Origin of the sequence: Amycolatopsis vastitatis, from assembly GCF_002234595.1 — a bacterium.
In the GTDB taxonomy this organism is placed as follows: domain Bacteria; phylum Actinomycetota; class Actinomycetes; order Mycobacteriales; family Pseudonocardiaceae; genus Amycolatopsis; species Amycolatopsis vastitatis.
The window spans coordinates 48779-74883 of sequence record NZ_NMUL01000014.1 but is presented as its reverse complement, the minus strand read 5'-3'; the positions used below and the strand labels follow the sequence as shown (position 1 = coordinate 74883).

Here is a 26105-nt window from a genome sequence, read left to right as displayed (position 1 = left end):
CCGGTCGAGGTGGACGCGTGAGCCCGCTGCTCATCGCCAACCCCGTCGAGCCCGCCGAACTCGCCGACGCGCTCGGCCTGCACCGGCCGACGCCCGAGCAGGCCACGGTGATCGCCGCGCCGGTCGAGCCGTCGCTGGTCGTCGCCGGGGCCGGGGCAGGCAAGACCGAAACCATGGCCGCGCGCGTGGTCTGGCTCGTCGCCAACGGCATCGTCAGCCCCGACCGCGTCCTCGGCCTCACCTTCACCCGCAAGGCCGCGCGCCAGCTCGGCGAACGCGTCCGCGCGCGGCTGCGGCGGCTCGCCGGGTCCGGGCTGCTCGACCGGCTCGACCCCACCGGCGGGCTGCGGTCCACTGTGGTCGCCGGCGAGCCGACAGTGCTCACCTACCACGCCTACGCCGGGCGGCTGCTTTCCGAGCACGGCCTCCGGCTGCCCGTGCAACCCGGCGTCCGGCTGCTTTCCGAGACGTCCTCGTGGCAGATCGCGCACCGCGTGGTGTCCACATGGGACAACGAGCTCGACACCGACCGCGTCCCGCCGACGGTGACGGCGGATGTCCTGCAGCTGGCCGGCGAGCTCGGCGAGCACCTGATCTCCACCGAACAGCTCGCCGAGTACACGACGTGGATGTGCCGCGTCATCGAGAACGCGCCGCGCGTCAAGGGACAGCGGGCCGCGCTGCCGCAGAAGCTCACCGAAGTCATGGCGGCGCAGCACTTCCGGCTCGCGCTGCTGCCGCTGGTCGAGGAGTACCACCGGCGCAAACGCAACGAAGGCGCGCTGGACTTCGCCGACCAGATGTCACTGGCCGCGCAGCTGGCGAGCGGGTACCCGTCGGTCGTACGCGGCGAGCGCGAGCGCTTCGGCGCGGTGCTGCTCGACGAGTACCAGGACACCGGGCACGCCCAGCGCGTGCTGCTGCGGGCGCTGTTCGGCGGCGTCGAGAACCCGCCGATGCCGGTCACCGCGGTCGGCGACCCCGCGCAGGCGATCTACGGCTGGCGCGGCGCCAGTGCGGCCAACCTGCCCCGGTTCACCACGGACTTCCCGCGCTTCGACGGCGAACGGCTCGTCCCCGCGCACGACTTCGGGCTGCTGACCAGTTTCCGCAACCCACCGGAGATCCTCGACCTCGCCAACGCGATCGCCGAACCCCTGCGGGCCCGCGGCCTCGGCGTCGAACGGCTGCGGGCACGCGAGGGCGCCGGGCCCGCGGACCTCGCGTGCGCGCTGCTGCCGGACGTCCGCGCCGAGCGCGCGTGGGTGGCCGACGCGCTCGCCCGGCGCTGGTACGCCCACCAGGAGCGGGCCGGGAAGCCGCCGACCGCCGCGGTGCTGGTGCGGCGCCGCGCCGACATGGCACCGATCGCCGCCGAACTGCGGGCGCGCGGGCTGCCGGTCGAGGTCGTCGGACTCGGCGGGCTCCTGGACGAACCCGAGGTCGCCGACCTCGTTTCGACGTTGAAGGTGCTGGCGGACCCGTTGTCCGGCAGTGCGGCCGCCCGGCTGCTGACCGGTGCGCGCTGGCGGCTCGCGGCCGCCGACGTCGCCGCGCTGTGGCGGCGGGCGGGGGAGCTTTCCAGCCCGGAGAAGCCGGACACGCCGGACCTGGTCGTGGAACGCGTCGAACAGGCGGGGCTGATCGACGCGATCGACGAGCCCGGGGATCCCGCGCGGTATTCCGAAGAGGGCTACAAACGCATCCGGCGGATCGGCTGGGAGCTGGCCGCGCTGCGGCGGCGGCTCGACCAGTCGCTGCCGGAGCTCGTCGCCGACGTCGAGCGCACGATGCTGCTGGACGTGGAATCCTTGGCGCGGCCGGGATCCGCGGGACGAGCGCACCTGGACGCGTTCGCCGAAGTCGTCGCCGACTACGCCGAGACGGCGCCGACGGCGACCTTGCTGTCCTTTGTGGACTATCTGAACACCGCCGCGCACGCCGAGGACGGGCTGACCCCGGGCGAGGTCGAGGTCGTCCCGGACCGGGTGCAGGTGCTCACCGTCCACTCGGCGAAGGGGCTCGAATGGGAGGTCGTCGCCGTCCCGCACCTGGTGCACGAGGTGTTCCCGGGACGGCGGCGGTCGTCGTCGTGGCTGCGGACCGCGACGTCGCTGCCCGCCGCGTTGCGGGGTGACGCCGCGGACCTGCCGGAACTGCGGATCGCCGAGGGTTACGACCGCAAGGAAGTCCAAGAAGGACTCGAGCTGCACGAAGCCGGGTTCGTCGAGCGGGAGCAGGCGGAGGAGCGGCGGCTCTGCTATGTCGCGTTGACGCGGTCGGAGCACGCGCTGATCGTGTCCGGGCACTGGTGGAACGAAAGCAGCAGCCGGGCGAAGGGGCCGTCGGAGTTCCTGACGGAGATCGCCGACGTGCTGCGGGAAACCGGCGTCGGGCAGCTCGCCGAGTGGGCACCGGAGCCCGACAAGGAAGACGAAAACCCGCTCGTGTCGGATTCGCGGGCGTCCCGGTGGCCGGTGGATCCCCTGGCCGACCGGCGCACCGGGATGCAGACCGGGGTGGAACTGGTGTCCGAAGCGCTCGCCGCGCAGCCGGAAGCCGAGGCACCCGACGAGTCCGGAGAGTCCGAAGAGGACGATCCGGACGGCTGGATGACGGACACCGACGTCCTGCTGGAAGAGTGGGCGCGCAAGGACGACCACGTCAACCGCGTCCCGCTGCCTTCGCGGCTTTCGGTGAGCCAGCTGGTCGCCCTGGCCGACGACGCCGGCCGGCTGGCGGCGGACCTGCGCCGTCCGCTTCCGGTGGAGCCCAACAGCTTCGCCCGCCGGGGCACGGAGTTCCACGGCTGGCTGGAACGCCGGTTCGCCGGCGACCAGCTCATCGAGATCGACGACCTCCCGGGCGCGGCCGACTTCGGCGAAGCGCCCGACGCGGACTTCGAGGAGCTGCGAACGGAGTTCGAGAAGAGCGAGTGGGCGTCGCGGGTGCCGGTGGCGGTGGAGGTCTCGTTCTCGGCCGACGTCGAAGGCATCACCCTGCGCGGCCGCATGGACGCGGTCTTCGCCGACCCCGACGGCGGCTGGACGGTGGTCGACTGGAAGACCGGCGGAGTCCCGGCGGAGTCGCGTCTCCCGGCCTTGTCAGTCCAGCTGGCGGCGTACCGCATGGCGTGGGCGGCACTGAAGAACGTCCCGGTGGACCAGGTCCGCGCGGCCTTCCACTACGTCCGCGCCAACCGAACGATCCGCCCGGCCGACCTCCTCGACCCCGAAGCCCTCCGCCGCCTCCTCCGCGACCTCCCCGAGGCGTGATCAGGGCGTCGACATGCGTGATTGGGGAGTCGACACGCGTGATTGAAGCGACGACACGGCGCGGGTTTCGGGCCAAGGCCGTGTCGACCCTCCAATCACGCGAGTTGGCGTTCCAATCACGCGAGTTGGCGCTTCAATCACAGCTCAGGCGTTGTCGCGGACCTTCAGGGCCCAGGTGACCAGGGGCCACTGGAGGGGGAGACGGCCGAGGGTGATCGCGCGGAGCTTCGCCGGGGCCTGCTTGCGGTGGGCGTCGACGGCCATCTTCACGTTCGCCGGGAAGATGCCGACGAACAGCAGCGCCGCGGCCAGCCCGCCGAGGCGGCGGGTGCGCGGTGCGGCGATCGCCGCGGCGACGCCGATTTCCGCGACGCCGGAGGCGTAGGTCCACGTCCGTGGGGAACCCGGCAGCTGCTTCGGGATCTGGGCGTCGTACGGCTTCGGCTTCACGAAGTGCATGAGACCGCCGACGGTCAGCAGTCCGGCGAGGAAGTGCGCGGGCCGTTGCGAGATTGCCATGAACTCATCGTTTCACGCGGCGGCGCGGTGTCCGGTTCGGCTATCCTCCGGGCGTGAGTGACGCTCGACACGAGCCAGCATGAAAGCCCTGAAACGGTTGCCGCTGGGCAGTCTGACCGATCGGCCGGACCACGAGCTCGTGGGCGTCCTGCGGATGCCCGAGCTGACGGTCAGCCCGCTCCGCTCGATCGTGAAGCGGATCATCGGCGCGCTGCTCGCGCTGCTGGCCACGGTGATCATCGTCTACGTCGACCGCGACGGCTACCGCGACGCGAACGGCGACGGCCTGTCCCTGCTCGACAGCCTGTACTACGCCACCGTCTCGCTGTCGACGACCGGTTACGGCGACATCGCGCCCGTCACGGCGTCCGCCCGGCTGGTGAACGTCCTGGTGATCACCCCGCTGCGGGTGCTCTTCCTCATCGTCCTGGTCGGGACCACCCTGGAAGTGCTCACCGAGCGCTCCCGCCAGGCGTTCAAGATCCAGAAGTGGAGGACGAAGGTGCGCGACCACACGGTCGTCGTCGGGTTCGGCACCAAGGGCCGGTCCGCCGTCAACGCGCTGCTCGGCGACGAGAACGTCGCCCCGGGCCAGATCGTCGTCGTCGACACCGACCAGCAGGCCCTCGACGCGGCGAGCGCGCTCGGCCTCGTCGCCGTGCACGGCTCGGCCACCCGGTCCGACGTCCTGCGCGTCGCCGCGGTGCAGCACGCGCGCGCGGTCGTCGTCGCCCCGAACCGGGACGACACGGCGGTGCTCGTGACGCTGACCGCGCGTGAGCTCGCGCCCAAGGCGCACATCGTCGCGTCGGTGCGGGAGGCGGAGAACGTCCACCTGCTCAAGCAGTCGGGGGCCAACCAGGTCGTCGTCTCCAGCGAGACGGCCGGGCGGCTGCTCGGCATGGCGACGTCGACGCCGCTGGTCGTGGACATCATGGAGGACCTGCTCACGCCCGAGTCCGGGCTGGCGATCGCCGAGCGGCCGGTCGAGCCGTCGGAGGAGGGCGGGTCGCCGCGGCACCTGCCGGACCTCGTGCTCGGCGTGGTCCGCGACGGCGTCCTCTACCGCGTCGACGCCCCGCAGGCCGACGCCATCGAGCCCGGCGACAAGCTCCTGTACGTCAAAAAGGTGACGCAGACGGACAAAATAGCGCAGCGCTGACGTCCGACCAGGGCACCTGGGTTTTGGCCGCGGGATCTGGAACCATGGCGAAGTGCCCCCGCGATCCCTCGCCCTGAAGTGGCCCACGGTGGCGATCCCCGCCGCGGCGGGCGTGCTCGTCGTGCTGCTCGCCTGGCTGGCCGGACCCGGCCTGCTGGGTATCACGAGCGACGTCGCCGGCGCGCCGGTGCAGGCCGAGGTGACCAAGCCGGCGCCGTGCGACCGGCCGGACGCCGTCGAGACCGTCAAGTTCACCGTCGCCGGGAAGACCCACGAGGGCAGGCTCAACGGCTGCGGGCACGGGCAGGACGAACGCGTCGAGGTCAGCGTGCCCGACGTGCTGCCGGACCAGGGCGCGGTCACCGTCACCGCCGCGGACACGTCGACGGGCTCGTCCGACGCGCGGCGCCCGCTGGGGCTCGCGCTGCTGGTGTTCGCCTGCTTCTCCGGCGGGATGTTCGTCTACCTCTGGCTGAGCATCCCGCTGCGTCCCGGAACAGCGAGGCCGAAGCCCGCAAAGGTCAGCTGACCTCGGACGACGGCGCCGCGAACGTGTTGCAGTCGGCGATCCGGTTGCTCGTCGCGCCCGCCCGCCACCAGGACGCGTAGTGCGCGTTCGTCCCGTGGTCGTGGCTGCGGGAGGTGTTGTCGCCGCGGGTCTCCTGGTCGTTCCAGGCCTTGTTGTACATGTCGCGGCTGATCGTGCCGCCCTGGTCGACGTGCGCGCCGAGGAACATCCCCGAGAAGCACTGGGCCTGCAGCTCCTTGCGCCGCGACATCTCGAGCCCGGCCGGGCTGTTCTGGCCGGCCTCGTAGATCTTCTGCCAGGCCGCGTCCATCAGCCCGGCGACCTCCTGGACGTGGTGGCCGTACTCGTGGGCGAACAGGGCCAGGTAGACGCCGGGGTTGTTGCCGTACTGGTCGGTCTGCAGGCCGCGGAACGGGACGTACAGGTTGTTTTCGCAGTAGTACGCGGCGGTCGCGATGCCGACCTGGATGGTGCCGCACTCGGTCTCGAAGCTCGCGCCGGTCGGGAAGTGCAGCGCCGGCGGCGTGAACGGCAGGTGGTAGGCCTCGAGGAACGGGCCCCACGCGGCGTCGAGGCACTTGCTGGCGGCGGTGAAGAACGCTTCCGCGCCGGCCTGCGTGCTCTGCCAGGCCGGGAGGGTGCAGGTGCGGTTCTGCAGGCCGGCGTTGGGGTCCTGCAGGATCGGGTGGTCGGCGAGCTTGAGGATCTTCTGCGGGCCGGTCGCGCTGGGCGCCGACAGCGAGGCCGAGGGACTGGGCGGCCCGGACGCCGGCGCACCCGCGCCGCCGGGCAGCTGCGAAGGGACGTCCTGGGACGTCGGGGCGTCGCGGAAGTTCGCATTGGCCAGCGGCGTCTCGGCGCGGTTGAGTGCCACGATCGCGACCAGGCCGAGCACCAGCACGGCGACCGCGCCGAGGCACACGCCGATCACCGCCGCCGGCGAACGGCGCTTCGGGGCGGACACGGTGTGAGGACGGCCCAGCCACGGGAGATCCGGTTGCGCATCCGGCACCGGCGGCGGCTGGACGGTTCCGCGAGGCGGTACCTGGCCGTGGGGCGGTTGCGTCATCTAGGCAGTCCCGAAGGGTCTCGGTACGGACCGGGGGTACCCGATCCGCCGTTCAGCATATCGGGGGAATGGGTCCTCTCGCACCCATCCGTGCGCGTGCGGTCACGGCCCGCGGACGTCACCCCAGGTCTGGCCGGGTGTGACCGGCTCTGAGAGAGTGTCGTCAAGCAGGTACTGCAGGCGAGGGGCTTCGATGACAGACACCGGTGGCGCGCCCGGCGGAGAGGGCGCCGACACGCCGACACCGAGCCAGGGTTTCCCCCAGGCTCCCGCCCCTGGATCGGGTGAACCGAAACCGGCCGAAGATCACGCCGCGTCATCGGCGACCCCGCCGCGGGGATGGCAGGCCCCGGACTCCCCGGCCGCTCCGCCGCCCGGTTGGCAGGCACCGGGACAGCAGGCCACGCCGCCGCCCGGCTGGCAGGCGCCGGGACAGCCGCCCTACGGCGGCCCGCAGTACGCGCAGGCGCCGCGGTGGAGCCCGCACGGGCTCGGCAAACCCGGCGTGATCGCGCTGCGGCCGCTCAACATCGGCGACATCCTCGACGGCGCGATCACCGCGATCCGCCGTCACCCGCTGCTCGTGCTGGGCATCGGCGCGGTGATGGCGGTGATCACGGCCGGGCTCACGTTCCTCACGCAGAAGTTCCTGCTCGCCGACCTCCAGAGCCTCGCCTCGACCGCCGCGCCCGGCCCCGGCGCGACCCCGGCGGAGGTGTGGAACGCCATGTTCGGCGCGCTCGGCGACCTCTTCTTCGTCGCCATCCCGGCCGCACTGGTCTCGGCGCTGCTGATGACGATCACCACCGGCCTGATGGCCGCGGTGATGGGCAAGGCCGCGCTGGGCCGCGAAGTCTCCTTCGCGATCGCGTGGCGCGAAGTGCGGCCGCGGCTGCTGCCGCTGTTCGGCGTGGCGGTCGTCTACGCGCTGGGCACCACGGTCGGCCTGATGCTCTGCATCATCCCCGGCGTGCTCGCCTGGGTGTTCTGGGCGCTCGCGGCCCCGGCGCTGGTGCTCGAACGCGGGACGTTCAAGGAGGCGTTCTCCCGGTCGGTCAAGCTCGTCTCCGGCGCGTTCTGGCGCGTGTTCGGCGTCCTCTTCCTGGCCTACATCATCCAGTCGTTCTTCGAAAGCATCATCCAGCTGCCGTTCAACGTCGGCGCCGGCCTGTTCAGCCAGTTCATGAACCCCGGCAAGGTGTACGTGCCGAGCACCGGCGACCTGCTGCTGCAGTCGGCCGGGCAGATCATCTCCGGCACGATCGCGATCCCGTTCGTCACGCTCGTCACCGTGATCGTCTACCTCGACCAGCGGATGCGCCGCGAAGGCATGGACATCGAGCTGGCGCGCGCGGCCGGGGTCCAGCCGCCGCAGGCATGGTGACGCTGCTGCTCGGAGACGTCCCGGTCGACATCGACCGGGACTCGGCGCGGCGCGCGGCGGCTCAGGAGCTGTCGGACCCGAAGTACCGGGACGCGCGGCCGAGCCCCTTGCAAGAAGCCGCGCAGTGGCTCGGCGAGCAAGTGGAAAAGCTGCTGAACAGCGTGTCTTCGGTGGTCCCCGGCGGCGCCTTCGGGCTGCTGCTGCTCGTCGTCCTGCTGATCGTGCTCGGCGTCGTGATCCGGCTGCGCACCGGCAAAGTCGCCCGCGCGTCCCACGCCGACCGGGTGGTCTTCGGCGGGAAACGCCAGAGCGCCGACGACTACCGCCGCTCGGCCGCCGAAGCCGCGGCCGCGGACCGCTACGGCGACGCCGTCCGAGACCGCTTCCGCGCCGTCGTGCGGGCCTTGGAGGAACGCGCGCTGCTCGACGCCCGCTCGGGCCGGACAGCCGACGAAGCCGCCGCCGAGGCCGGAGTGCTGCTGCCGAACGTCGCGGACGAGCTGCGGCAGGGCGCGCGGCTCTTCGACGACGTCCACTACGGCGGCCGCGAAGGCACCGAAGCGGCGTACCGCGCGCTGACCGAGCTGGACGAACGCTGCCGCCGTGAGCGGCCGGTCGCCATGGCGGGCTCGTGAGTACCTCGGTCTCGCCGGACCTGCGCCGGATCTGGCGCGGCGCCCGCGTCCCGCTCGCTCTCGTCGCCCTGATCTTCGGCGCCGGCGCCCTGCTCCTGCTCGGCCGCGGGGAGCAGGCCTACGGCGCGCTCGAACCCGGCTCCTACGAACCGGGCGGCGCGCACGCGCTCGCGAAGCTCCTGGGAGACCAGGGCGTCGACGTCCGGACCGCGCGCACGATGGCCGAGGCGGACGACCAGCTCGGCGAAGGCGCCACGCTGCTCGTCACCCAGCCGGACCTGGTCCCGGCGAAGCGGCTCGATGCGCTGCGGGCGCGTGCCGCGGACGTCGTCCTGGTGACGCCGGGGGAGCGGACGCTGCACGACTCGCTGCCGCTGGTGCAGAAGGCGGGCCAGAGCGCCATCGCCGTGCTGAGCCCGCAGTGCACGGTCGCCGCGGCGGTCGCGGCGGGCAACGTGACGCTGGGCGGGGCCGGCTACTCCGCGCCCGGCGCGCGCTCGTGCTACCCCGGCGAGGACGGCGGCGGCACGCTGCTGCAGCTCGCCGACGCGGGTGGCACGACGACGCTGCTCGGTTCGGCGGCGCCGCTGACCAACGCGCGGCTCGCCGAAGAAGGCAACGCGGCGCTGGCGCTGCGCTTGCTCGGGGCGCACCCGACGCTCGTCTGGTACCTGCCGGCGGCGTCGGACCCGGGGCTGGACGACTCCCGCAAGTCGTTCTTCGACCTCATCCCGGACGGCTGGTACTACGGCGTCGCGCAGGCGTTCATCGCGGTCGCGCTGCTGGCGCTGTGGCGGGCGCGGCGGCTCGGCCCGGTGGTCACCGAGCCGCTGCCGATCGTCGTCCGGGCGGCCGAAACCGCCGAGGGCCGTGCCCGGCTGTACCGGCGGGCGAAAGCGGCCGGGCACGCGGGTGAGACGCTGCGGGAAGCGGCGCGGACCCGGCTGCGGACGACGCTGGGCCTGCCCCGCGACGCCGACGCGACGGCGCTGGTCACCGCGGTGAGCACGCGCACCGGACGCGCGGCGAACGACGTGGGCGCGGTGCTGTACGGCCCGCCGGTGCCGGACGACCCGGCGCTGGTCCGGCTGGCCGGCGAACTGGACAGGGTGGAACGAGAGGCAGGACGAACTTGAGCAGCGCTACCGAGAACGCGACGGGGGCCCGTGACGCGCTGATCGCGCTGCGCGCCGAGGTCGGCAAGGCCGTCGTCGGCAACGACGCCGCCGTCACCGGGTTGATCCTGGCGTTGCTCTGCCGGGGGCACGTGCTGCTCGAAGGCGTCCCGGGGGTGGCGAAGACGCTGCTGGTGCGGGCCCTGGCCGCGGCGCTGGACCTGGAGACCACACGCGTGCAGTTCACGCCGGACCTGATGCCCGGCGACGTCACCGGGTCGATCGTCTACGACGCGCACAGCGGCGAGTTCTCCTTCCGCGAAGGCCCGGTGTTCACGAACCTGCTGCTGGCCGACGAGATCAACCGGACGCCGCCGAAGACGCAGTCGTCGCTGCTGGAGGCGATGGAGGAGCGGCAGGTCTCGATCGACGGCAAGTCGCGGCCGCTGCCGGACCCGTTCATCGTGATCGCCACGCAGAACCCCGTCGAGTACGAAGGCACCTACCCGCTGCCGGAGGCGCAGCTGGACCGGTTCCTCCTGAAGCTGACCATGCCGACGCCGTCGCGTGAGGACGAGATCGGCATCCTGTGGCGGCACGCGCAGGGTTTCGACCCGTGCAACCTGGCGGCGGCGGGGCTGAAATCCGTCGCGGGCGCGACGGAACTGGCGGCGGCGCGCGAAGCGGTGGCGCGGGTGACGATCGGGCCCGAGGTGATCGGGTACGTCGTCGACCTGTGCCGGGCGACGCGGCAGCTGCCGTCGGTGCGGATCGGCGTCTCACCGCGTGGCGCGACGGCGTTGCTCGCGGTCGCGCGGGCCTGGGCCTGGCTCGCCGGACGCGACTACGCGACGCCCGACGACGTGAAAGCCTTGGCGCGCCCCGCTTTGCGGCACCGGCTGGACGTGCGGCCGGAGGCCGAGCTGGAGGGCGTGACCGCGGACGGCGTGCTGGACCGCGTGCTCGCGTCCGTGCCCGTGCCGCGCTGACATGGCCGTCACCGGAAGGCTCGGGCTGCTGGCGCTGTTCGGCGCGCTGGTGGTCGGGCTGCTCGTGCCGTCGGACACCGGGATCCTCGCGGTCGGCGGGGCCCTGCTGGTGCTGGTCGTGGTCGACCTGGTGCTGGCCGGAAGCGTCCGGCCGCTGCGGTTTTCGCGCTCCGGCGACACGTCGGTGCGGCTCGGCGAGCCGTGCGAGGTGACGCTGGTGGTGGCCAACCCCGGCCGCCACCCGGTGCGCGGGCAGCTGCGTGACGCGTGGCCGCCGAGCGCGGGTGCCGCCGACCGGCACGCGGTGCGCGTCCCGGCGGGGGAACGGCGTGCGCTGGTGACGGCGTTGCGGCCGACCCGGCGCGGCGACCGGACGGCGGCGCGGGTGACGGTCCGGTCGGTCGGGCCGCTGGGCCTGGCCGCGCGGCAGGGTTCGCACGAGGTGCCGTGGACGGTGCGCGTGCTGCCGCCGTTCCACAGCCGCAAGCACCTGCCTTCGCGGCTGGCGCGGCTGCAGCAGCTCGACGGCCGCAACGCGGTGCTGATCCGGGGCCAGGGCACGGAATTCGACTCGCTGCGCGAGTACGTCATCGGCGACGACGTCCGGTCGATCGACTGGCGGGCGACCGCGCGGGCGGCCGACGTCATGGTCCGGACCTGGCGTCCCGAGCGCGACCGGCACGTCGTGCTGGTGCTCGACACCGGCCGGGTTTCGGCGGGCCGGGTGGGTGACGCGCCGCGCTTGGACGCGGCGATGGACGCGGCGTTGCTGCTGGCGGCACTGGCGTCCCGGGCCGGCGACCGCGTCGACCTGCTGGCCTACGACCGGCGGCTGCGAGCGGCGGTGCAGGGCTCGTCGGGCGCGGCGTTGCTGACGTCACTGGTGAACGCGATGGCGCCGCTGGAGCCGTCGCTGATCGAGACGGACGCGCGGGGGATGGTCGCGGAGGTGCTCCGGCGGACCCGCCGCCGCGCGCTGGTGGTCCTGCTGACGGGACTGGACGCGGCGCCCCTGGAGGAAGGGCTGTTCCCGGTGCTCAGTTCGCTGACCGCGCGGCACGAGCTGATCGTCGCGTCGGTGGCGGACCCGCGGGTGGCGGAGATGCTGACCGGTCGTGAGGACGCGGAAGCGGTCTACGACGCGGCGTCGGCCTCGCGAACGGTGGCCGAGCGCCTGCGCGTGACCGAACGGCTGGCGCGGCACGGAGTCGGCGTGGTGGACGCGGTCCCGGAGGAACTGCCGCCCGCGTTGGCGGACCGCTACCTGGCGCTGAAAGCCGCGGGACGGCTCTAGGCGGACTCGGGCAGGGCGTCTCCGGCGTCGCGCGCGTCGAGGTCGCCTACCTCCCCATCGCGGGCCGCGCGGCGGCCGAGCGTGAAGACGTAAGTCAGGAACGCCACTTCCACGAGCACGCCGATGCCGACGCGGACCCACGTCGGCCAGCCCGACGGCGTCACGAACGCCTCGATGACCCCCGAGACGAACAGCACGCACGCCAGCCCCATCGCCATGATCACCACCGACCGGCCCTGCTCGGCCAGCGCCGCGGTGCGGGACCGGCGGCCCGGGTCGACGACCGTCCAGCCGAGCCGCAGCCCGGTGCCCGCCGCGACGAACACCGCCGTCAGCTCCAGGAGGCCGTGCGGCAGCAGGAGGCCGATCATCACGTCCCCGCGGCCCGCCGCGCTCATCGCGCCGATGATGACGCCGGCGTTGAGCGAGTTCAGCCAGAGCGCGCCGATCACCGGCAGGCCCAGCGCGATGCCGAGGAACAGGCACGTCGCCGTCACCCACGCGTTGTTCGTCCACACCTGCGCCGCGAACGACGTCGCCGGCGAGGTCGAGTAGTAGCTCTCGGCTTCGCCGCCGGGCTTGGTCAGCGCGTTCAGCTCCTCCGGCGTCGCGATCGCCGCGCGCACGTGCGGGTCGCCCGCGACCCAGACGGCGATCACCACCATCACCGCGATGGACGCCAGCGCGGCCGGGATCCACCAGCGCCGCGAGAGGTAGACCGCGGCGGGGAACCGGCGCGTGAAGAACAGCGCGACCTCGCGCCAAGCCGGGTTGTGCGCTCCGGAAACCGCCGAGCGGCCCCGCGCGACCAGCCCGGACAGCCGCCCGACCAACGCCGGGTCCGGCGCGACCGACCGGACGATCGACAGGTGCGTCGCGGTCCGCTGGTAGAGCGTCACCAGCTCGTCGGCCTCGGGCCCGGTCAGCTTGCCGCCGCGGCGCGTCAGCTCGCCGAGCCGGTTCCACTCCGCCGCGTGCGCCGCGACGAAGACGTCCACATCCACGTGACCACCCTATCCGTCGTTACCCTTGGCGTCGTGCACGAGGAATCCGAGCTGGTCACCGGCGAAGCCGTCGTCCTGGACCTGCACGTCGCCAAGCTCGCCAGCCGGGCCCTGGCGATGGCGCTGGACGTGCTCGTCCAGTTCGCCCTGCTGTTCGGCGCGTTCATGGTGCTCGCGATCACGCTGCCGGGGATCGACGAAGCGCTCGGCGTGGCCATCCTGCTGGTGCTCCTGGTGCTGGTCATGGTCGGCTACCCGGTGGTGTTCGAGACGCTCTCGCGCGGCCGGTCGCTGGGCAAGCTGGCGGTCGGGCTGCGCGTGGTGCGCGTCGACGGCGGCCCGATCCGGTTCCGGCACGCGCTGGTGCGCGGGCTCGCCGGGTTCATCGTGGACTTCTGGACGCTCGGGCTGTTCGGCGCGGTCGCGGTGATCGTGTCGCTGTGCTCGTCCGACGGCCGCCGTGTCGGCGACTTCCTGGCCGGGACGCTGGTGGTCCGCGAGCGGGTGCCGCAGAGCGCCGGCTACCCGGCGATCGCCATGCCACCGGGCCTCGAAGGCTGGGCGGCCCAGCTCGACCTGACCCGGCTCCCGGACGACCTCGCCCTGGCGAGCCGCCAGTTCCTCGGCCGGTTCGGCCAGCTGCGCCCGGAGGCGTCGCACGCGCTCGGCTGGAGCCTCGCGGAGCAGGTCGGCAACGCGCTGGGCACGCCGGTGCCGCCCGGGGTGCCGCCGTGGGCGTTCCTGGCGGCGGTGCTGGCCGAGCGGCGCAACCGTGACCACGCCCGGGCGTTCCCGGCGTACCAGGCTTTCGGGCCGGGTCAGCCGCCTGCGCCGGGTTACCCGGCGCAGCCTCACCCGGGGTGGCCGGCTCAGCCCGCGCCTGGCCCCGGTTACATGGCGCAGCCTCGGTTCGAAGCTCCGCCGCCTCCTCCGCCGGCGGCAGGGTCCGCCACCGCACCGGCGCCCGAAAACCCGTTCACCCCGCCGAGCTGACCCGCTTCTCAAGCGCCCCAATGTGGCGTTCGGTGCGTTGGACGCACCCAACGCCACATTGGGGCGCTTTGGGCCCGGGCTAAGAGACCTCGGCCGAGGCCGAGAGCCACGTGTTGCACTGCTGGTTCCGGTTCTTCGTGGCGCCGTGCTGCCACCAGGAAATGTTGTGCTTGGCGCTGCCGTGGTCGCGCTTGCCGTTGCGGGCGTAGTCGTCGCCGCGGTCCTGGGCGTTCCAGGCCTCGTTGTAGATGTTGCGGTCCACCGAACCGCCGGAGATCGACGACGAGCCGAGGAACATCCCCGAGAAGCACTGCGCCTCGAGCTCCATGCGCCGTGACAGTTCCAGGCCCGCCGCCGAGTCGGCGCCCGCGTCGTAGCGCTGCTCGCCGAACGCCTCGGTGATGCCCGCCAGGTTCTGCACGTGGTGGCCGTATTCGTGGGCCAGGATCGACAGGTACGGGCCGGGGTGGTTGCCCCACACGTCGATCTCGATCCGGTCCATCGGCAGGTAGATCGTGTTGTTCGACGGGCAGTAGAACGGCGTGACGCCGGTTGTCGTGCCGCCGCTGCCGCACGGCGTCGAAGCCTCCGAGAGCGACTGGGGCACGGCCAGGTTCGGCGTCCGGAACGGCAGGTCCGCCGCGCCGAGCATGCGGGACCACACCGCGTCCAGGCAGCCGATGCCGGACTGGAAGAACCGCGTGGCGCTGCTCTGGTCGGCCGCCCAGCGGCTCAGCGAGCACGGGATGTTCTGCAGCCCGTAATCCGCCTGGCCGAACAGCGGGTTGTCGCCGGTGGCCACGACCGAGCGGGGCCCGGACGGGGTCTGCGACGTCGGCGTTTCGCGCTCGGACGTGCGCGTGGTGGTCGTTTCGGAGGTCGACGACGTGGTGGAGGTGGCTTCCTCCGTGGTGTACGTCGGGGAGTAGGTGTCGGTGGGTTCGGTGCTGGAGTAGCCGGCGTCGGCGACGTGCCGCGACTGGCCACCGCTCAGCGCGACGGCCGCGACGAGCCCGCCGGCCACGGCGACGATCGCGAAGATCGCCACCGCGACGATCACCCCGGCGTTCGACTTCTTGGCGACGTAGGGCGTGTAGCCGGGGGCGAAGCGAGGACCGAAGGAAGGCGGCCCGGCATAGCCGGGGGTGAAGACGGCCGGCGGCGGCAGCGGAGCCCGCGCGGGCGGCGGCGCGGGGTAGCCGAACGGCGGTGTGCCGAATCCGCCGGGACGACCCGGCTGCCCGGCCGGGGCTTGAGGGAATTGCGGGGGGCGCCCCGGCGGCGGACCCACGGGTCCCTGCGACAGAGGCCGGATCACCGGCGGCGGCAGTGGCCGCGCGGCCGGTGGGGGCAGCGGCGGTCTTCCGGGCGGCGGCAGCGGGCGGCGCGGGTCGTGCGGACCGGGACCCTGCGGGCCGTGCGTCATCGAAATGGACCCCCCGTGCGTTTTCCCCTGAAAGAAACGGCCTACCCGCGCGGATCGCGCCGTTCCGGGCGTCAGCATAGATCGGGTGCTCTAGGGTGTGGTGCTGTGTCGAGGAAATGGGTGACAGCGGCCGCCGTCGCCGCGGGCGTGCTGGTCACGTCCGGGACCGCCGTCGCCGAGGATGGGCCCTCCGCCGGGCCCGTGCTGCCGGACCTGCCCGCCGACCAGGCCAAGAAACCTCAGCTGCTCACCGGGCAGGACGTCCAGCGGGCTGACGGCACCGTCGCCGACGTCGCCCTGAAGGTCCTGCGCGACGGCACTCTCTCCGTCACCGAGAAGGTCACCGTTCCCGGCGGCAAGCAGCTGACCTCCCGCGTTCCCCTCAAAGTCCCCGCGAGCGACGACCAGGACCGCGTCTTCCGGATCCGCGACGTCAAGACCGAAGGCGCCGCCACCAGCCGGCTGACCGGCGACCAGCTCGTCCTCACCTTCACCGGCGGCACCTCGACCGTCACGTACACAGTGGACGGTGCCATCGCCGACCAGAGCGGCCGCCGGCAGGCGCGCTGGCAGGTGGGGAGCGGCTTCGACGCGCCGCTGGAGAAGCTCACCGCGTCGTTCATCGCCCCGTCGCCCGGATTGTCCCCTGTGGACTGTTTCGCCGGTCCGGTCGGCTCGAACCAGCGCTGCACCCTCGCCGAGCTGGACCACACGGGCGTGGTCCGGCTCGAACAGGACGATGTCCGGCCCGGCGACCGCGTCGACCTCCTCGTCGGCCTGCCCGCGAACACCGTCCCCGCCAACGCGAAGTTCGCCGACATCGGCCTGCTCGCCAACGCCTTCGCGCTGACGCCGCTGACCGGAATCGTCTTCGCCGTCCTGCTCGTCCTGCTCGTCGCCGGCGCGATCTTCGTCCGGCGGCGCCGCCAGCAGGACGCCGGCGCGCTGCTGACCGCCACCGGCCCGGTCGAAGTCCTCCTGCGCGACGGCGACCGCGTCTTCTTCGCCAGTCCCGACGGCGTGCTGCCCGGCCAGGTCGGCACCGTCGTCGACGAGACCGTCGACGTCGTCGACATCAGCGCCACCGTGGTCGACCTGGCCGTCCGCAACTACCTGTGGCTCGCGGAAGTCCCGGGCCACGACTGGCAGATCGCCCGCCGCAACCCGCCTGACGAGCACCTGCACGACTTCGAGCGCGCCGTCTACGAGACCCTGCTGCCGGAGGGCACCGACAGCGTGCTGGTGTCGCAGCTGCGTGCCCGCGGCGGCCTCGACCTGCGCCGGATCAGCGACGCGATGTACGCCGACGTCGTCACCAAGCGCTGGTTCTCCCGGCGTCCGGACACCGCGCGCGGGCGGCTGACCTGGCTCGGCGCCGGGATCTTCGCGCTCGGCCTCGCCGCCACCGCGGTGCTCACCTTCACCGTCGGCGACGCGCTGCTCGGCGTCGCCGTCGCCTTGGCCGGGCTCGCCGTCGCCGCGGCGGCCGCGCTGCTACCATCCCGCACGGCGCGCGGCCGGGCGCTGGCCGGCCAGGTCCGCGGCCTGCTCGACTACCTGCACACCGCGAAGGCCGAGGACATCCCGCCCGCCGACCGCGAGCTGGTGTTCTCCCGGTCGCTGCCGTACGCGGTGGTGCTGGGCGACACCGAGCGCTGGCTCGGCGCCTTCGCCGGGCTCAACCCGGCGTCCGACGGCTCGGCCGGGCTGTACTGGTACGGCGGCATGGAAGCGGAGCACGACCTGCGGCGGTTCGGCACGCACTTCCCGTCCTTCCTGACCGCGCTCGACGGGCTGCTCACCGAGTCCGGCCGCGCCGCCGCGACGCGCTGACCGTGTTCGCCGCGGCGGTACTCGCGCTCTTCCTGGCCGCCGCGCCCGTGGACCAGCCGCCGCTGCCGACCGTGGCGCAGAGCGCCGAGATCCAGCTCAAGGTGCAGCGCGACGGCTCGTTGTCGGTCGCCGAAGCGATTTCGGTGCCGCAGGGCGCGACCATGGACCGCCGGGTCGCGCTGCGGGTTCCGGCGCCGCACCACCGCGACCGCGTCTACGGCGTCCGTGACGTCGTGCTCGAAGGCAGCGGGACGGCGAACGTCGACTCCGGCGCCTTCACCGTCCACCTCACCGCGGGCACGTCGATCATCCGGTACACAGTGGACGGTGCGGTCGCCGGGAACCGGGTCACCTGGGAGCTCGCCGGTGGCTGGAACACCGAGCTGAAGTTCGTCCGCGCGTCCTTCGCGGCGCCGAAGATCCCGACGGCCGTCGACTGCCTCGCCGGGCCGGCGGACTCCGACTTCTCGTGCGGTGCCGCGCAGATCGACCACGCCGGGCTGACCCGGTTCAGCCAGCAGAACCTCGCCGCGGGCCAGCGGATGACGGCGACCGTCGAGCTGCCCGCGGGCACCGTTCCCGACAACGAGGTCCTGGTCCCGGCCAAGACGGTCGCCGGTGCGTTCGTGCTCACCGCTCCGGTCGGCTGGGCCTGGGCGGCCTTCGGCGCGTTCCTGCTGGTGGCGGCCGGGCTCGTCGGGCTCGCCCGCCGTCGCGACGCCGGAAGAGGGGAACCGCCGAAGGCCGAGCTGGTCTCCGAGGGCGGCGAATTCGCGTCGCCGGCCGGCGTCCTGCCGGGCCACGCCGGTGTCCTCCTCCACGGCGGGCCCGGGCCCGCCGACCTGGCCGCGACCGTCCTCGACCTCGCCGTCCGCAACTACCTCTGGGTGAGCGCGGAGGACGGCGGCTGGCGCCTGGCCCGCCGCAACCCGGCCGACGAGCACCTGACGGCCTTCGAGCGGGCCGTCTTCGACGCGGTCGTGCCGGACGAGCCGGTGACTCTCGCCGAACTGCGGCGGCGGCACGTCGGTGTCGCACCGGACGCGCTCTACGAGGACGCCTTCCGGCGCGGCTGGCTCGCGCGGCCGCCGGGCAAGCGCCTCGGCAAGCTGGGCCGCGCCGGGGTCCGGTTCGTCTTCTATGGCGTCTTCCTCACCGTCCTGCTGGCGCTGACGGTCGGCTACGCCCAGCTCGGCGTGATCGTGGTGCTCGCCGGGGTCGCGGCCGTCGTCGCCTCGGCCGTCCTGCCCACGCGGCGGCGGGTCGGCGACGACGTGGCCCGGCGCCTGCGCGGCGTCGCGGAGAAGCTGGCGTCGGTCAAGCCGAAGGAGCTGACGAAGCCCCAACGTGAACTGGTGTTCTCCCGGGGCCTCCCGTACGCGCTCGCTCTGGGCGAACTAGCGCCGTGGGTGGCCGCGTTCGGCTCACTCGACCACCCGCCGCCGGTGTACTGGCACGACGGCGACGTCACCCCTGACCAGGCCGGATCCTTCGCGACGGCGCTGGCGGGCACCTTCGCCGCCGCCCGTCGCGGCCGCCTCGTGGGGCTCGTGAGTGAGAAACAGCGTTAGAACACTGTTTCTCACTCACGAGCCGGGACGCGGGCAACGGCCGACCCGTCGTAGGGTGGGGCCATGGCCGATCCCGAGCTCGTCCGATACACCCTCGACAACGGTCTGCGGGTGGTTCTCGCCCCCGACGCGACCGCGCCGGTGGTCGGCGTCAGCGTGCACTACGACGTGGGTTTCCGCTCCGAGCCGGAGGGGCGCACCGGTTTCGCGCACCTCTTCGAGCACTTGATGTTCCAGGGCTCGGAGAGCCTGGAGAAACTCGCCCACTTCCGGCACGTGCAGTCCAGCGGCGGGACCTTCAACGGGTCCACCCACCCGGACTACACCGACTACTTCGAGGTGCTTCCGAGCGCCGCGCTCGAGCGCGCGCTGTTCCTCGAAGCCGACCGGATGCGCGCGCCCAAGCTGACGGCGGAGAACCTGGCTAACCAGATCGACGTCGTCAAGGAGGAGATTCGGCTCAACGTGCTGAACCGGCCGTACGGCGGGTTCCCGTGGATCACCCTGCCGCCGGTGCTGTACTCGACGTTCCCCAACGCGCACAACGGCTACGGCGGCTTCGAGGACCTCGAAAGCGCCACGGTCGACGACTGCGCGGCGTTCTTCGACACCTACTACTCCCCGGCGAACGCCGTCCTCACGGTGGCCGGCGACTTCGAGGTCGGCAACGCCAAGAAGCTCATCGAGGACCACTTCGGCGACGTCCCGCACCGGCCGGCGCCGCAACGGCCGTCGTTCGCCGAGCCGCTGCCCACCACCGAGCTGCGCGGCGAGGTCGAAGACGCGCACGCCCCGCTGCCCGCGCTCGGCATCGGCTACCGGATGCCGGACCCGATCAACGACGTCGACGCCTACCTGGCCTACCTCGTGCTGGCCGGCGTGCTCACCGACGGCGACGGCTCGCGCCTGCAGCAGCGGCTCGTGCACCGCGAGCCCCTGGTCGTCGACATCGGCGCCGGCGCCGGGCTGTTCGGGCCGTTCGAGGCCCGCGACCCCGACACGTTCACCATCACCCTGATCCACCCGCACGAGGTGCCCCGCGAACGCGTGCTCGCCGCGCTGGACGACGAGCTGGAGAAGCTCGCCGAGAACCCGCCGAGCGAGGAGGAGCTGCGCAAGGTCACCGCCCGCTGGACGGCGAGCCTGCACTCCGAGCACGACAGGCTGGTGTCGCGGACCCTGGCCCTCGGCTCGTTCGAACTGCTCTACGGCGACGCGTCGCTGGTGTACAAGCTCGCGGACCGCATGTCCGCCGTCACCTCGGAAGCCGTTTCGGCGGCGGCCAAGGCGCTGCGCCCGGACGCGCGCGCCGTGCTGGTGGTCAAGCCCGCTTCGGAAGGGAACAACGAGCAGTGACTTCTGCAACGCACCGCAGCGCCGGGGAAATCGGCCGCACCGCGCGGGGTCCGCGGCCGCTGCCGCCGCTCGGCGAACAGCGGGCCGCCACCGATCTGTCTCATGTGGACACTTCGTTGTCCAACGGCCTGCGGGTGGTCGCCGTGCGCAAGGCGACCGTGCCGCTGGTCGAGGCCCGGCTGTGGATCCCGTTCGCGGGCGACGACGCGCTGCACCCGGCGACCGCCGAGGTGCTCGCCGAGACCATCCTGACCGGCACCGCGCGCCGCAACCGCATCGAGATCGACACCGAGCTCGCGCTGATCGGCGGCGACATCGGCGCCGGCGTCGACCCGGAACGCCTGGTGCTCACCGGGTCCGCGCTGGCCGACAAGCTGCCGACGTTCCTCGACGTGCTCGGCGACGTCCTCACCGGAGCGACGTACGCCGACGAGGAGATCGCCCGCGAAAAGGAACGGCTGGTCGAGCGGATTGCCGTCTCGCGGACCCAGCCGCGCACGATCGCGCGCGAGGCCCTGCAGAAGCACCGCTACGGCGACCACCCGGCGACCCGCGAGGTCCCGAAGGCCGAAGACGTCGCCGTCGTGACGCCCGAGCAGGTCCGCGCCCTGCACCAGGCGTCGGTGCTGCCGCGCGGCTCGGTGCTGGTGCTCGTCGGCGACCTCGACCCGAGCGGTGTGCTCGACGACCTGGAGAAGGTGCTCGGCGGCTGGGCGTCGGACCGCTCCGCCGTCCGGCTGCCGCCGCTGCCGGAGCTGACCGGGCCGAGCGTGCTGCTGGTGCCCCGCGCGGGTGCGGTGCAGTCGCAGATCCGGCTGTCGGCGCAGACCGTGCCGCGCACCGACCCGGGTTATGCCGCGCTGCAGCTGGCGAACCTGGCCTACGGCGGGTACTTCTCGTCGCGGCTGGTGGAGAACATCCGCGAGAACAAGGGGTACACCTACTCCGCGCACTCCGGGTTCGAGTTCACCGACGGCACGGCGGTGGTCAACGTCGACGCGGACACGGCGACCGACGCGACGGCGCCGGCGCTGCTGGAGACCCGCTACGAGCTGGGCCGCCTGGGCCAGGTCCCGCCGACGGGCGACGAGCTGGAGTCGGTGCGGCAGTACGCGATCGGCTCGCTGCTGACCTCGACGTCGTCGCAGTCCGGGCTGGCCGGGCAGGTGCTGGCGCTGGCCTCGACCGGGCTGGGCCTGGAGTGGCTGATCGAGCACCCGGCGCGGGTGGCCGCGGTGACGGCTTCCGACGTCGCGGAAGCGGCGTTGAAGTACTTCGCGCCCAAGCGGTTCACGGGCGTGGTGGTCGGGGACGCGGCCGTCCTGGAGCGCAAGCTGCTGGCCCTCGGCGACGTCGTCGTGGGCGAGCCGGCCTGATGTCCGTCCCGTTCACCCTCGGTGCCCTGCCGACCCTGTCCAGGTCCACAGTGGATCGCCAGGAAGGCTTGCGCACCAATCCTTCGCGGCTGACGTCGCGATGGGCCGACGCCCGGGTCGTCCTCCTGGACGACACCGGGCGCACACCGGTGGTCGAAGGAACGTCGACGCTGGCGTTCCGGAAGGCGGTCGACTTCGGCACGGCGCCGCCCGCGGACGCGGTGTTCCTCGGCGAGTGGCAGGACGTCGACTACTGGTCGCTGCCGGGCGGCCCGTCGGGCGAAGCCGACACGGTGAAGATGGCGGGCAGCTGGGGTTTCGTCGAGGAGGTCCCGCGCGCCGACGGCGAGATCTGGGTCGAGCTGCGCGGGTACGGAGACCTGCTGGACGACACGTCGGCCGGGCTCTTCACAACGGCGCAGGCGTTGCGGTTCTGGCGCCGCCAGGCCAAGTTCTGCACCCGCTGCGGCCACCCGACGGAGCTGACCCAGTTCGGCTGGGCCAGCAAGTGCACGAACTGCGGACGTGAGGAGTACCCCCGCACGGACCCGGCGGTGATCTGCCTGGTCCACTCGCAGGAGGGCGTCAACGGCTCGCACGTCCTGCTGGCGCGCCAGCCGATCTGGCCGGCCGGGCGCTACTCGGTGCTGGCCGGGTTCGTGGAGGCGGGCGAGGCGCTGGAGAGCTGCGTGGTCCGCGAGATCCGCGAAGAGGTGGGCGCGGTCGTTTCGGACGTCCGGTACCTCGGGAGCCAGCCGTGGCCGTTCCCGCGGTCGATCATGCTGGGCTTCACGGCCCGGGCTGATCGTGCACTGCCTCTGGTGCCCGCGGACGGCGAGATCGAAGAAGCGCTGTGGGTGTCTCGCGCCGAGGTGCGGGAGGCGTTCGAGAACAGCTCGGTACGGGGTGAGGGTTCGAAGCCGACGCCGATCGCTGATGGTGCGGCGGAGATCATCCTGCCGGGTAACTCGTCGATCGCCCGCGTGATGCTCAAAGCCTGGGCTGACGCGGAGGAGTAGCCGCCCGCAGCAGGACGACCACAGAACGGCCCCGGCTATCTGCCGGGGCCGTTCGTCATGAGTGGCACCTCCATGGCGTGAGGGCAGGGATTGCCGACCTGCCTTCCCGCCGGTTCACCCGATCGCCGCGGCAATCGGCAATTCCTGCGGCTGCTGTGGTGATCGGGATTTATGAGGTCAGGCCCTGTCACGAATAGTGACCTCTCCATTACCAACGTGGCGGTATTGCCCGGTCGGGCGCGCTCGGAAGATCGAGCAGGGCGAATTGTCGAGCGAGGGGCCGGCCGATGGCAGCGACGAGAAAGCATCCCCTGAACTGCGAGAAGGCAACGCGGCCCGGCTGTAAATGCGGCAACTGCGGTGGCACGCAACACGGCTGGAGCAACTGGATCGAGGTCGCCCGAGAGCCAGAGCCAGTGCGCACCGAGAGGCGGAGAACGATCATCCATGCCCTGACCGACTGGTGGTCGGCGAAGCACGGGGAGAAGCCGAAGACAAAGGTTCACCCCAAGGAAGCGACCATGGACTTGGTGCGGATCGACTGCGCCGGCTGGCTCGAGCGGAGCGCGGCCGGCTCTGCTCCCGATTCCGCCCCGGTGCCTCGCCGCAACGTGCAAAACGAGGCTGGGGAAGCGCCCTCCGGGCAGCCGGCAACGGTCGGGCAATCCGGTGTGCGAGCACCTGTCGGCGAACCTGATGGTTCGTCTCCCGAAGCCGAGAGTGCGCCGGTTCCTCACGAGGCCGATCCGGATCGGCCGGACGAGGTCGAGCAGGTCGCCGCCTTCGCTCGAGCGATGGCGAAAGACATTTGGCAAGGCGTGCTCGACGAGCTCGACGGGAGCCCGGAGGAGGTCAAAGCGATCCGCCTCCAATTTGCCCACCACGGCTGGTGCGACCTGTTCATCGGTTTCGTGCAGGCTTTGGAGGCCTACGGCAAGGTGGTCGAAAAGGTCCCGGACAAGGCCAAGGAGATCATCGCCGAAGCCATCTGCGGGTCCAGCAAGCAGAAGGTGCGGTCGGAACTCACCAAGCGAGTCGTGGACATGGTCGTGGACAAGGCGTGGTCGGCGTTCAAAGCCGCCGCCATCACCCACACGCCTCTGTTCGCTCTCCTCAGCAGTGAAGATCTGCTGAGAAACCTCCGCATCATCGCGATCTTCATCTGCCCGGCACCTGGTAACCACAAGGAAGTACTGGAGCACGCCGTCGATCCACTCCTGCGAGATGCGCGCAACTACATTTCGGACGAAACGAAACAGTGGTTGGCGACCCAGTTCAAGCAGTGGGCAGACGGGGTGGCGAGACCGGCGGTGCCTGACAGTCGCGAGGGGGAAAGGCGAAGCGAAGGCGCGCCGCCGAAGCGCCCGCCGACTGAGTGAGTCAGCCCCTGGGGGGAGGCCGGAGGCCCGATCCGCTGAGGGGCGCCGGCGTGGCGGTCTTCAGCGTGTTTGCTACTCGTAGACCGTCGCCGCCTCGAGGGCGTCCCGGAAACTTCCCAGCCTTCGGCGGGGAGCGGGACGCCCTGGTTCGTGTAGTAACCCTCGCAGTCGTGCAGCCACGCGGCCGGCGCCTCGAGGTAGCGCGGGAGGGTGCCGTTCTCCCAGTGAGCCGCCCTGTTCTCCTCGGACACCGTCGCCTCACTCCTCACGGCCAGTACGGCTCGGCTCGGGCCGCCGCTTCGGCGATGGCTCGTCCGTCGAGGGTGATGGCGGTGCGGGCGAGGCCCACCTTCCGCCACTCGACGCTGAATTCGAACGGCTCGGCCGGCAGCGGCGACAACCAGAGCTGCCGGTCGCCCCGGTAGCGGTCGTCGCCGCTGCTCGATCCGCCGCCGACGTCGACCAAGGACCCTCGGCTGACCCGGAACTGCAGGCCCGCGTCCGTCGGACCGGGGTACCCGCCGGCGTGACTGCTGTCGATGCGTTCCCAGGTCGCCTGGTCCAGCGGTCCGCGCCGGATGGCCAGGTGCAGGTGGAGGGCGCAGCCCGCCGGGTAGGCGACGACGTGTCGCAGCGCGACGACCGCGAGGTCCGTCCGCGCGACGAACCGCGCGATCGGCACGGGGCAGCCGAGCACGTCGTCGGGCGGGATCGGCCAGTCCGCTGAATCCATGCCTCCAGCATCCCGCGCCGGGCAACCGAAATCCGCTGACCAGGCCCAGGTGGCCCGGCGGAAGTCGTTCACCGGTGTTTCGGCCAGGTGGCCCAGCGCGGCCCCAAGCGTTACCCGGCCGTTTCCCAGGGCCGTTGACGGCTGTGCTCGGGCTCACTACAGTCCCCGGAAACCGTCTGTAAAGTATCCTAATTAAGTCCGGAGGGACGAGTGCGAGCCGGTAGCCCGCGGATGCTGCGCGAGATCAACGATCGCGCCGCGATCGAGGTCCTTCTCCGCGAAGGGCCTCTCACGCGTGCCGAACTCGAGCTCGCCATCGGCCTCTCCAAGCCCGCCACCGCGCAGCTCATCACCCGGCTCGAGCTGGACGACCTCGTCGTCAAGGCCGGCGTGCGGGGTGGCGGCCGGGGGCCGCGGGCCCAGCTCTGGGCGGCCAACGGCAGCCTCGCCTTCGTCGCCGCCGTCGATCTCACTCCGCACGTCGCCGACTTCGTCGTCGCCGATGTCGCCGGGGTCGTGCTCGCCGAGTACCGGACTCCGCTGCCCGTGCACGAAGGCGCCGATGTCGTCGGGACCTTCGGGGACGCCCTCAACCACGTCACCGCCGAAGCCGGGATCACGCGGAACCAGCTGGCCCACGTCGTGATCGGCGCGCAGGGGGCGTTCGATCCGCGGACCGGCCTGCTCTCCTCCGCCCCGCACATCCCCGGCTGGCTCGGCTTCGACGTCCCGCAGAAGCTCAGCGACGAACTCGGCGTCGACGTCCTCATCGAGAACGACGTCAACCTCGTCGCCGTCGAGGAGATGACCGTCGGGATGGCCCAGGACGTCGACGACTTCGTCATGGTCTGGTTGTCCGAAGGCGTCGGCGGCGCCGTCGTGATCGGACGGCGGCTGCTGCGCGGCGCCACCGGCGGGGGCGGCGAGATCGACTGGATGCGCGTGCCCGATCCGGCCACGGTGGACACCGGTGACGTCTGGCCCGTGGCCGGTGCCCGCTTCGGCAACCTCGTCGACTCCCCGGCCATCTGCCGCCTCGCCGCCGCGCACGGCATCCTGGCCGAGACCGCCTGGGAAGCCGTCGCCGAAGCGCCGGAAGGCCACCAGTTCCTCGACGACCTCGCCAAGCGGGTCGCGGGCGGCGTCGCCAACCTCGTCGCGGTCGCCGACCCGCAGCTCGTCCTCCTCTGCGGCGACACCAGCCGCGCCGGCGGCGACGGCTTCGCCGCCCTCGTGCAGGAAAAGCTGCACGAGCTTGTCCTGCCGCGCACGCCCGTCGGCTGCGCGTCGGTGCAGGGCAACGCCGTCCGCGCCGGTGCGCTGCAGTCCGCGCTGGCCACCACCCGTGAGGACGTCTTCGGCGTCGTCACCCCCACGCTCCTCGGGTCGCGCAGGCCCGAGGCCGGCAGCACCCGTCCCCGCCCGAGTAGCCCCAACCGATGAG

21 protein-coding genes and 1 pseudogene are annotated in these 26105 nt (G+C 72.3%); 16 read left to right on the top strand and 6 right to left on the bottom strand.

Going from position 1 to position 26105, the window contains the following annotated elements; genetic code table 11:
• Positions 1 to 17: 17 nt before the first annotated feature.
• A complete protein-coding gene (locus CF165_RS17615) occupies positions 18 to 3275 on the top strand; it encodes an ATP-dependent helicase (RefSeq protein ID WP_093948623.1) in 3258 nt (1085 codons plus the stop codon).
• 144 nt (positions 3276 to 3419) lie between these two features.
• Here the strand turns inward: CF165_RS17615 and CF165_RS17610 are convergent, their stop codons facing one another.
• Complete coding sequence (locus CF165_RS17610; RefSeq protein ID WP_093948622.1) at positions 3420 to 3794, bottom strand: DoxX family protein; 375 nt, start codon at positions 3792 to 3794, stop codon at positions 3420 to 3422.
• Between the two features lie 79 nt (positions 3795 to 3873).
• Between CF165_RS17610 and CF165_RS17605 the strand changes: the two genes are divergently transcribed.
• Both CF165_RS17605 and CF165_RS17600 read left to right on the top strand, forming a co-directional pair.
• Positions 3874 to 4956 carry a potassium channel family protein gene (locus CF165_RS17605; RefSeq protein ID WP_093948621.1) on the top strand — a complete coding sequence of 361 codons (1083 nt, stop codon included), beginning with the start codon at positions 3874 to 3876 and terminating at the stop codon, positions 4954 to 4956.
• A gap of 88 nt (positions 4957 to 5044) precedes the next feature.
• Positions 5045 to 5485, top strand: coding sequence for a P-loop NTPase family protein (locus tag CF165_RS17600; RefSeq protein WP_093948620.1), 441 nt, complete (start codon positions 5045 to 5047; stop codon positions 5483 to 5485).
• Here the strand turns inward: CF165_RS17600 and CF165_RS17595 are convergent.
• Positions 5478 to 6497, bottom strand: a complete 1020-nt coding sequence (locus CF165_RS17595) for a neutral zinc metallopeptidase (protein WP_093948619.1) — start codon at positions 6495 to 6497, stop codon at positions 5478 to 5480. The genes CF165_RS17600 and CF165_RS17595 overlap by 8 nt on opposite strands.
• Before the next feature lie 250 nt (positions 6498 to 6747).
• On the opposite strand from CF165_RS17595, the gene CF165_RS17590 reads away from it, so the two are divergent.
• From CF165_RS17590 to CF165_RS17570, 5 genes are read left to right on the top strand one after another with little or no spacing between them, the layout of a single operon-like run.
• The gene (locus CF165_RS17590) at positions 6748 to 7938 is read left to right on the top strand and encodes a hypothetical protein (RefSeq protein WP_093948618.1); all 1191 of its coding nucleotides are present in this window, start codon (positions 6748 to 6750) and stop codon (positions 7936 to 7938) included.
• Positions 7932 to 8573 (top strand): DUF4129 domain-containing protein, encoded by a 642-nt coding sequence (locus tag CF165_RS17585; protein WP_093948617.1) that lies wholly within the window; start codon positions 7932 to 7934, stop codon positions 8571 to 8573. The genes CF165_RS17590 and CF165_RS17585 overlap by 7 nt, the downstream gene beginning before the upstream one ends.
• Entirely contained in the window at positions 8570 to 9709 is a 1140-nt protein-coding gene (locus CF165_RS17580) for a DUF4350 domain-containing protein (RefSeq protein WP_093948616.1), read from the top strand. The genes CF165_RS17585 and CF165_RS17580 overlap by 4 nt, the downstream gene beginning before the upstream one ends.
• Positions 9706 to 10677, top strand: a complete 972-nt coding sequence (locus CF165_RS17575) for an AAA family ATPase (RefSeq protein WP_093948615.1) — start codon at positions 9706 to 9708, stop codon at positions 10675 to 10677. The genes CF165_RS17580 and CF165_RS17575 overlap by 4 nt, the downstream gene beginning before the upstream one ends.
• 1 nt (position 10678) lies before the next feature.
• A complete protein-coding gene (locus tag CF165_RS17570) occupies positions 10679 to 11971 on the top strand; it encodes a DUF58 domain-containing protein (protein ID WP_093948614.1) in 1293 nt (430 codons plus the stop codon).
• On the opposite strand, the gene CF165_RS17565 is transcribed toward CF165_RS17570, so the two are convergent.
• Entirely contained in the window at positions 11968 to 12975 is a 1008-nt protein-coding gene (locus tag CF165_RS17565; RefSeq protein ID WP_093948613.1) for a stage II sporulation protein M, read from the bottom strand. The two genes, CF165_RS17570 and CF165_RS17565, sit on opposite strands and share 4 nt — an antisense overlap.
• 33 nt (positions 12976 to 13008) lie before the next feature.
• Here CF165_RS17565 and CF165_RS17560 point away from each other — a divergent pair, with 33 nt between their 5' ends.
• Positions 13009 to 13968: an RDD family protein gene (locus tag CF165_RS17560; RefSeq protein ID WP_240521649.1), complete on the top strand. Its 960-nt coding sequence runs from the start codon at positions 13009 to 13011 to the stop codon at positions 13966 to 13968.
• A 79-nt stretch (positions 13969 to 14047) separates the two neighbouring features.
• On the opposite strand, the gene CF165_RS17555 is transcribed toward CF165_RS17560, so the two are convergent.
• Complete coding sequence (locus tag CF165_RS17555) at positions 14048 to 15259, bottom strand: neutral zinc metallopeptidase (protein ID WP_240521648.1); 1212 nt, start codon at positions 15257 to 15259, stop codon at positions 14048 to 14050.
• A gap of 240 nt (positions 15260 to 15499) precedes the next feature.
• On the opposite strand from CF165_RS17555, the gene CF165_RS17550 reads away from it, so the two are divergent.
• The 6 genes from CF165_RS17550 (at position 15500) to CF165_RS51210 (ending at position 23928) form a co-directional block, all read left to right on the top strand.
• Positions 15500 to 17227, top strand: coding sequence for a DUF2207 family protein (locus CF165_RS17550; protein WP_093948611.1), 1728 nt, complete (start codon positions 15500 to 15502; stop codon positions 17225 to 17227).
• A 2-nt stretch (positions 17228 to 17229) separates the two neighbouring features.
• Positions 17230 to 18798: a DUF2207 family protein gene (locus CF165_RS17545; RefSeq protein ID WP_093948610.1), complete on the top strand. Its 1569-nt coding sequence runs from the start codon at positions 17230 to 17232 to the stop codon at positions 18796 to 18798.
• A gap of 63 nt (positions 18799 to 18861) precedes the next feature.
• The gene (locus tag CF165_RS17540; RefSeq protein WP_093948609.1) at positions 18862 to 20154 is read left to right on the top strand and encodes a M16 family metallopeptidase; all 1293 of its coding nucleotides are present in this window, start codon (positions 18862 to 18864) and stop codon (positions 20152 to 20154) included.
• Entirely contained in the window at positions 20151 to 21530 is a 1380-nt protein-coding gene (locus CF165_RS17535; RefSeq protein ID WP_093948608.1) for a M16 family metallopeptidase, read from the top strand. Before CF165_RS17540 ends, CF165_RS17535 begins: the two co-directional genes overlap by 4 nt.
• The gene (gene nudC, locus CF165_RS17530; protein WP_093948607.1) at positions 21530 to 22549 is read left to right on the top strand and encodes an NAD(+) diphosphatase; all 1020 of its coding nucleotides are present in this window, start codon (positions 21530 to 21532) and stop codon (positions 22547 to 22549) included. The genes CF165_RS17535 and nudC overlap by 1 nt, the downstream gene beginning before the upstream one ends.
• Before the next feature lie 287 nt (positions 22550 to 22836).
• Positions 22837 to 23928 (top strand): hypothetical protein, encoded by a 1092-nt coding sequence (locus CF165_RS51210; RefSeq protein WP_158226794.1) that lies wholly within the window; start codon positions 22837 to 22839, stop codon positions 23926 to 23928.
• Positions 23929 to 24062: 134 nt separating this feature from the next.
• Here CF165_RS51210 and CF165_RS54090 read toward each other — a convergent pair.
• Together CF165_RS54090 and CF165_RS17520 are read right to left on the bottom strand one after the other, a co-directional pair.
• Positions 24063 to 24179 (bottom strand): annotated as a pseudogene (locus tag CF165_RS54090) (DUF7660 family protein); the annotation flags it as partial.
• A gap of 14 nt (positions 24180 to 24193) precedes the next feature.
• Positions 24194 to 24661: a hypothetical protein gene (locus CF165_RS17520; RefSeq protein WP_240521646.1), complete on the bottom strand. Its 468-nt coding sequence runs from the start codon at positions 24659 to 24661 to the stop codon at positions 24194 to 24196.
• A gap of 231 nt (positions 24662 to 24892) precedes the next feature.
• On the opposite strand from CF165_RS17520, the gene CF165_RS17515 reads away from it, so the two are divergent.
• A complete protein-coding gene (locus CF165_RS17515) occupies positions 24893 to 26104 on the top strand; it encodes an ROK family transcriptional regulator (protein WP_093948605.1) in 1212 nt (403 codons plus the stop codon).
• Position 26105: the final 1 nt, after the last annotated feature.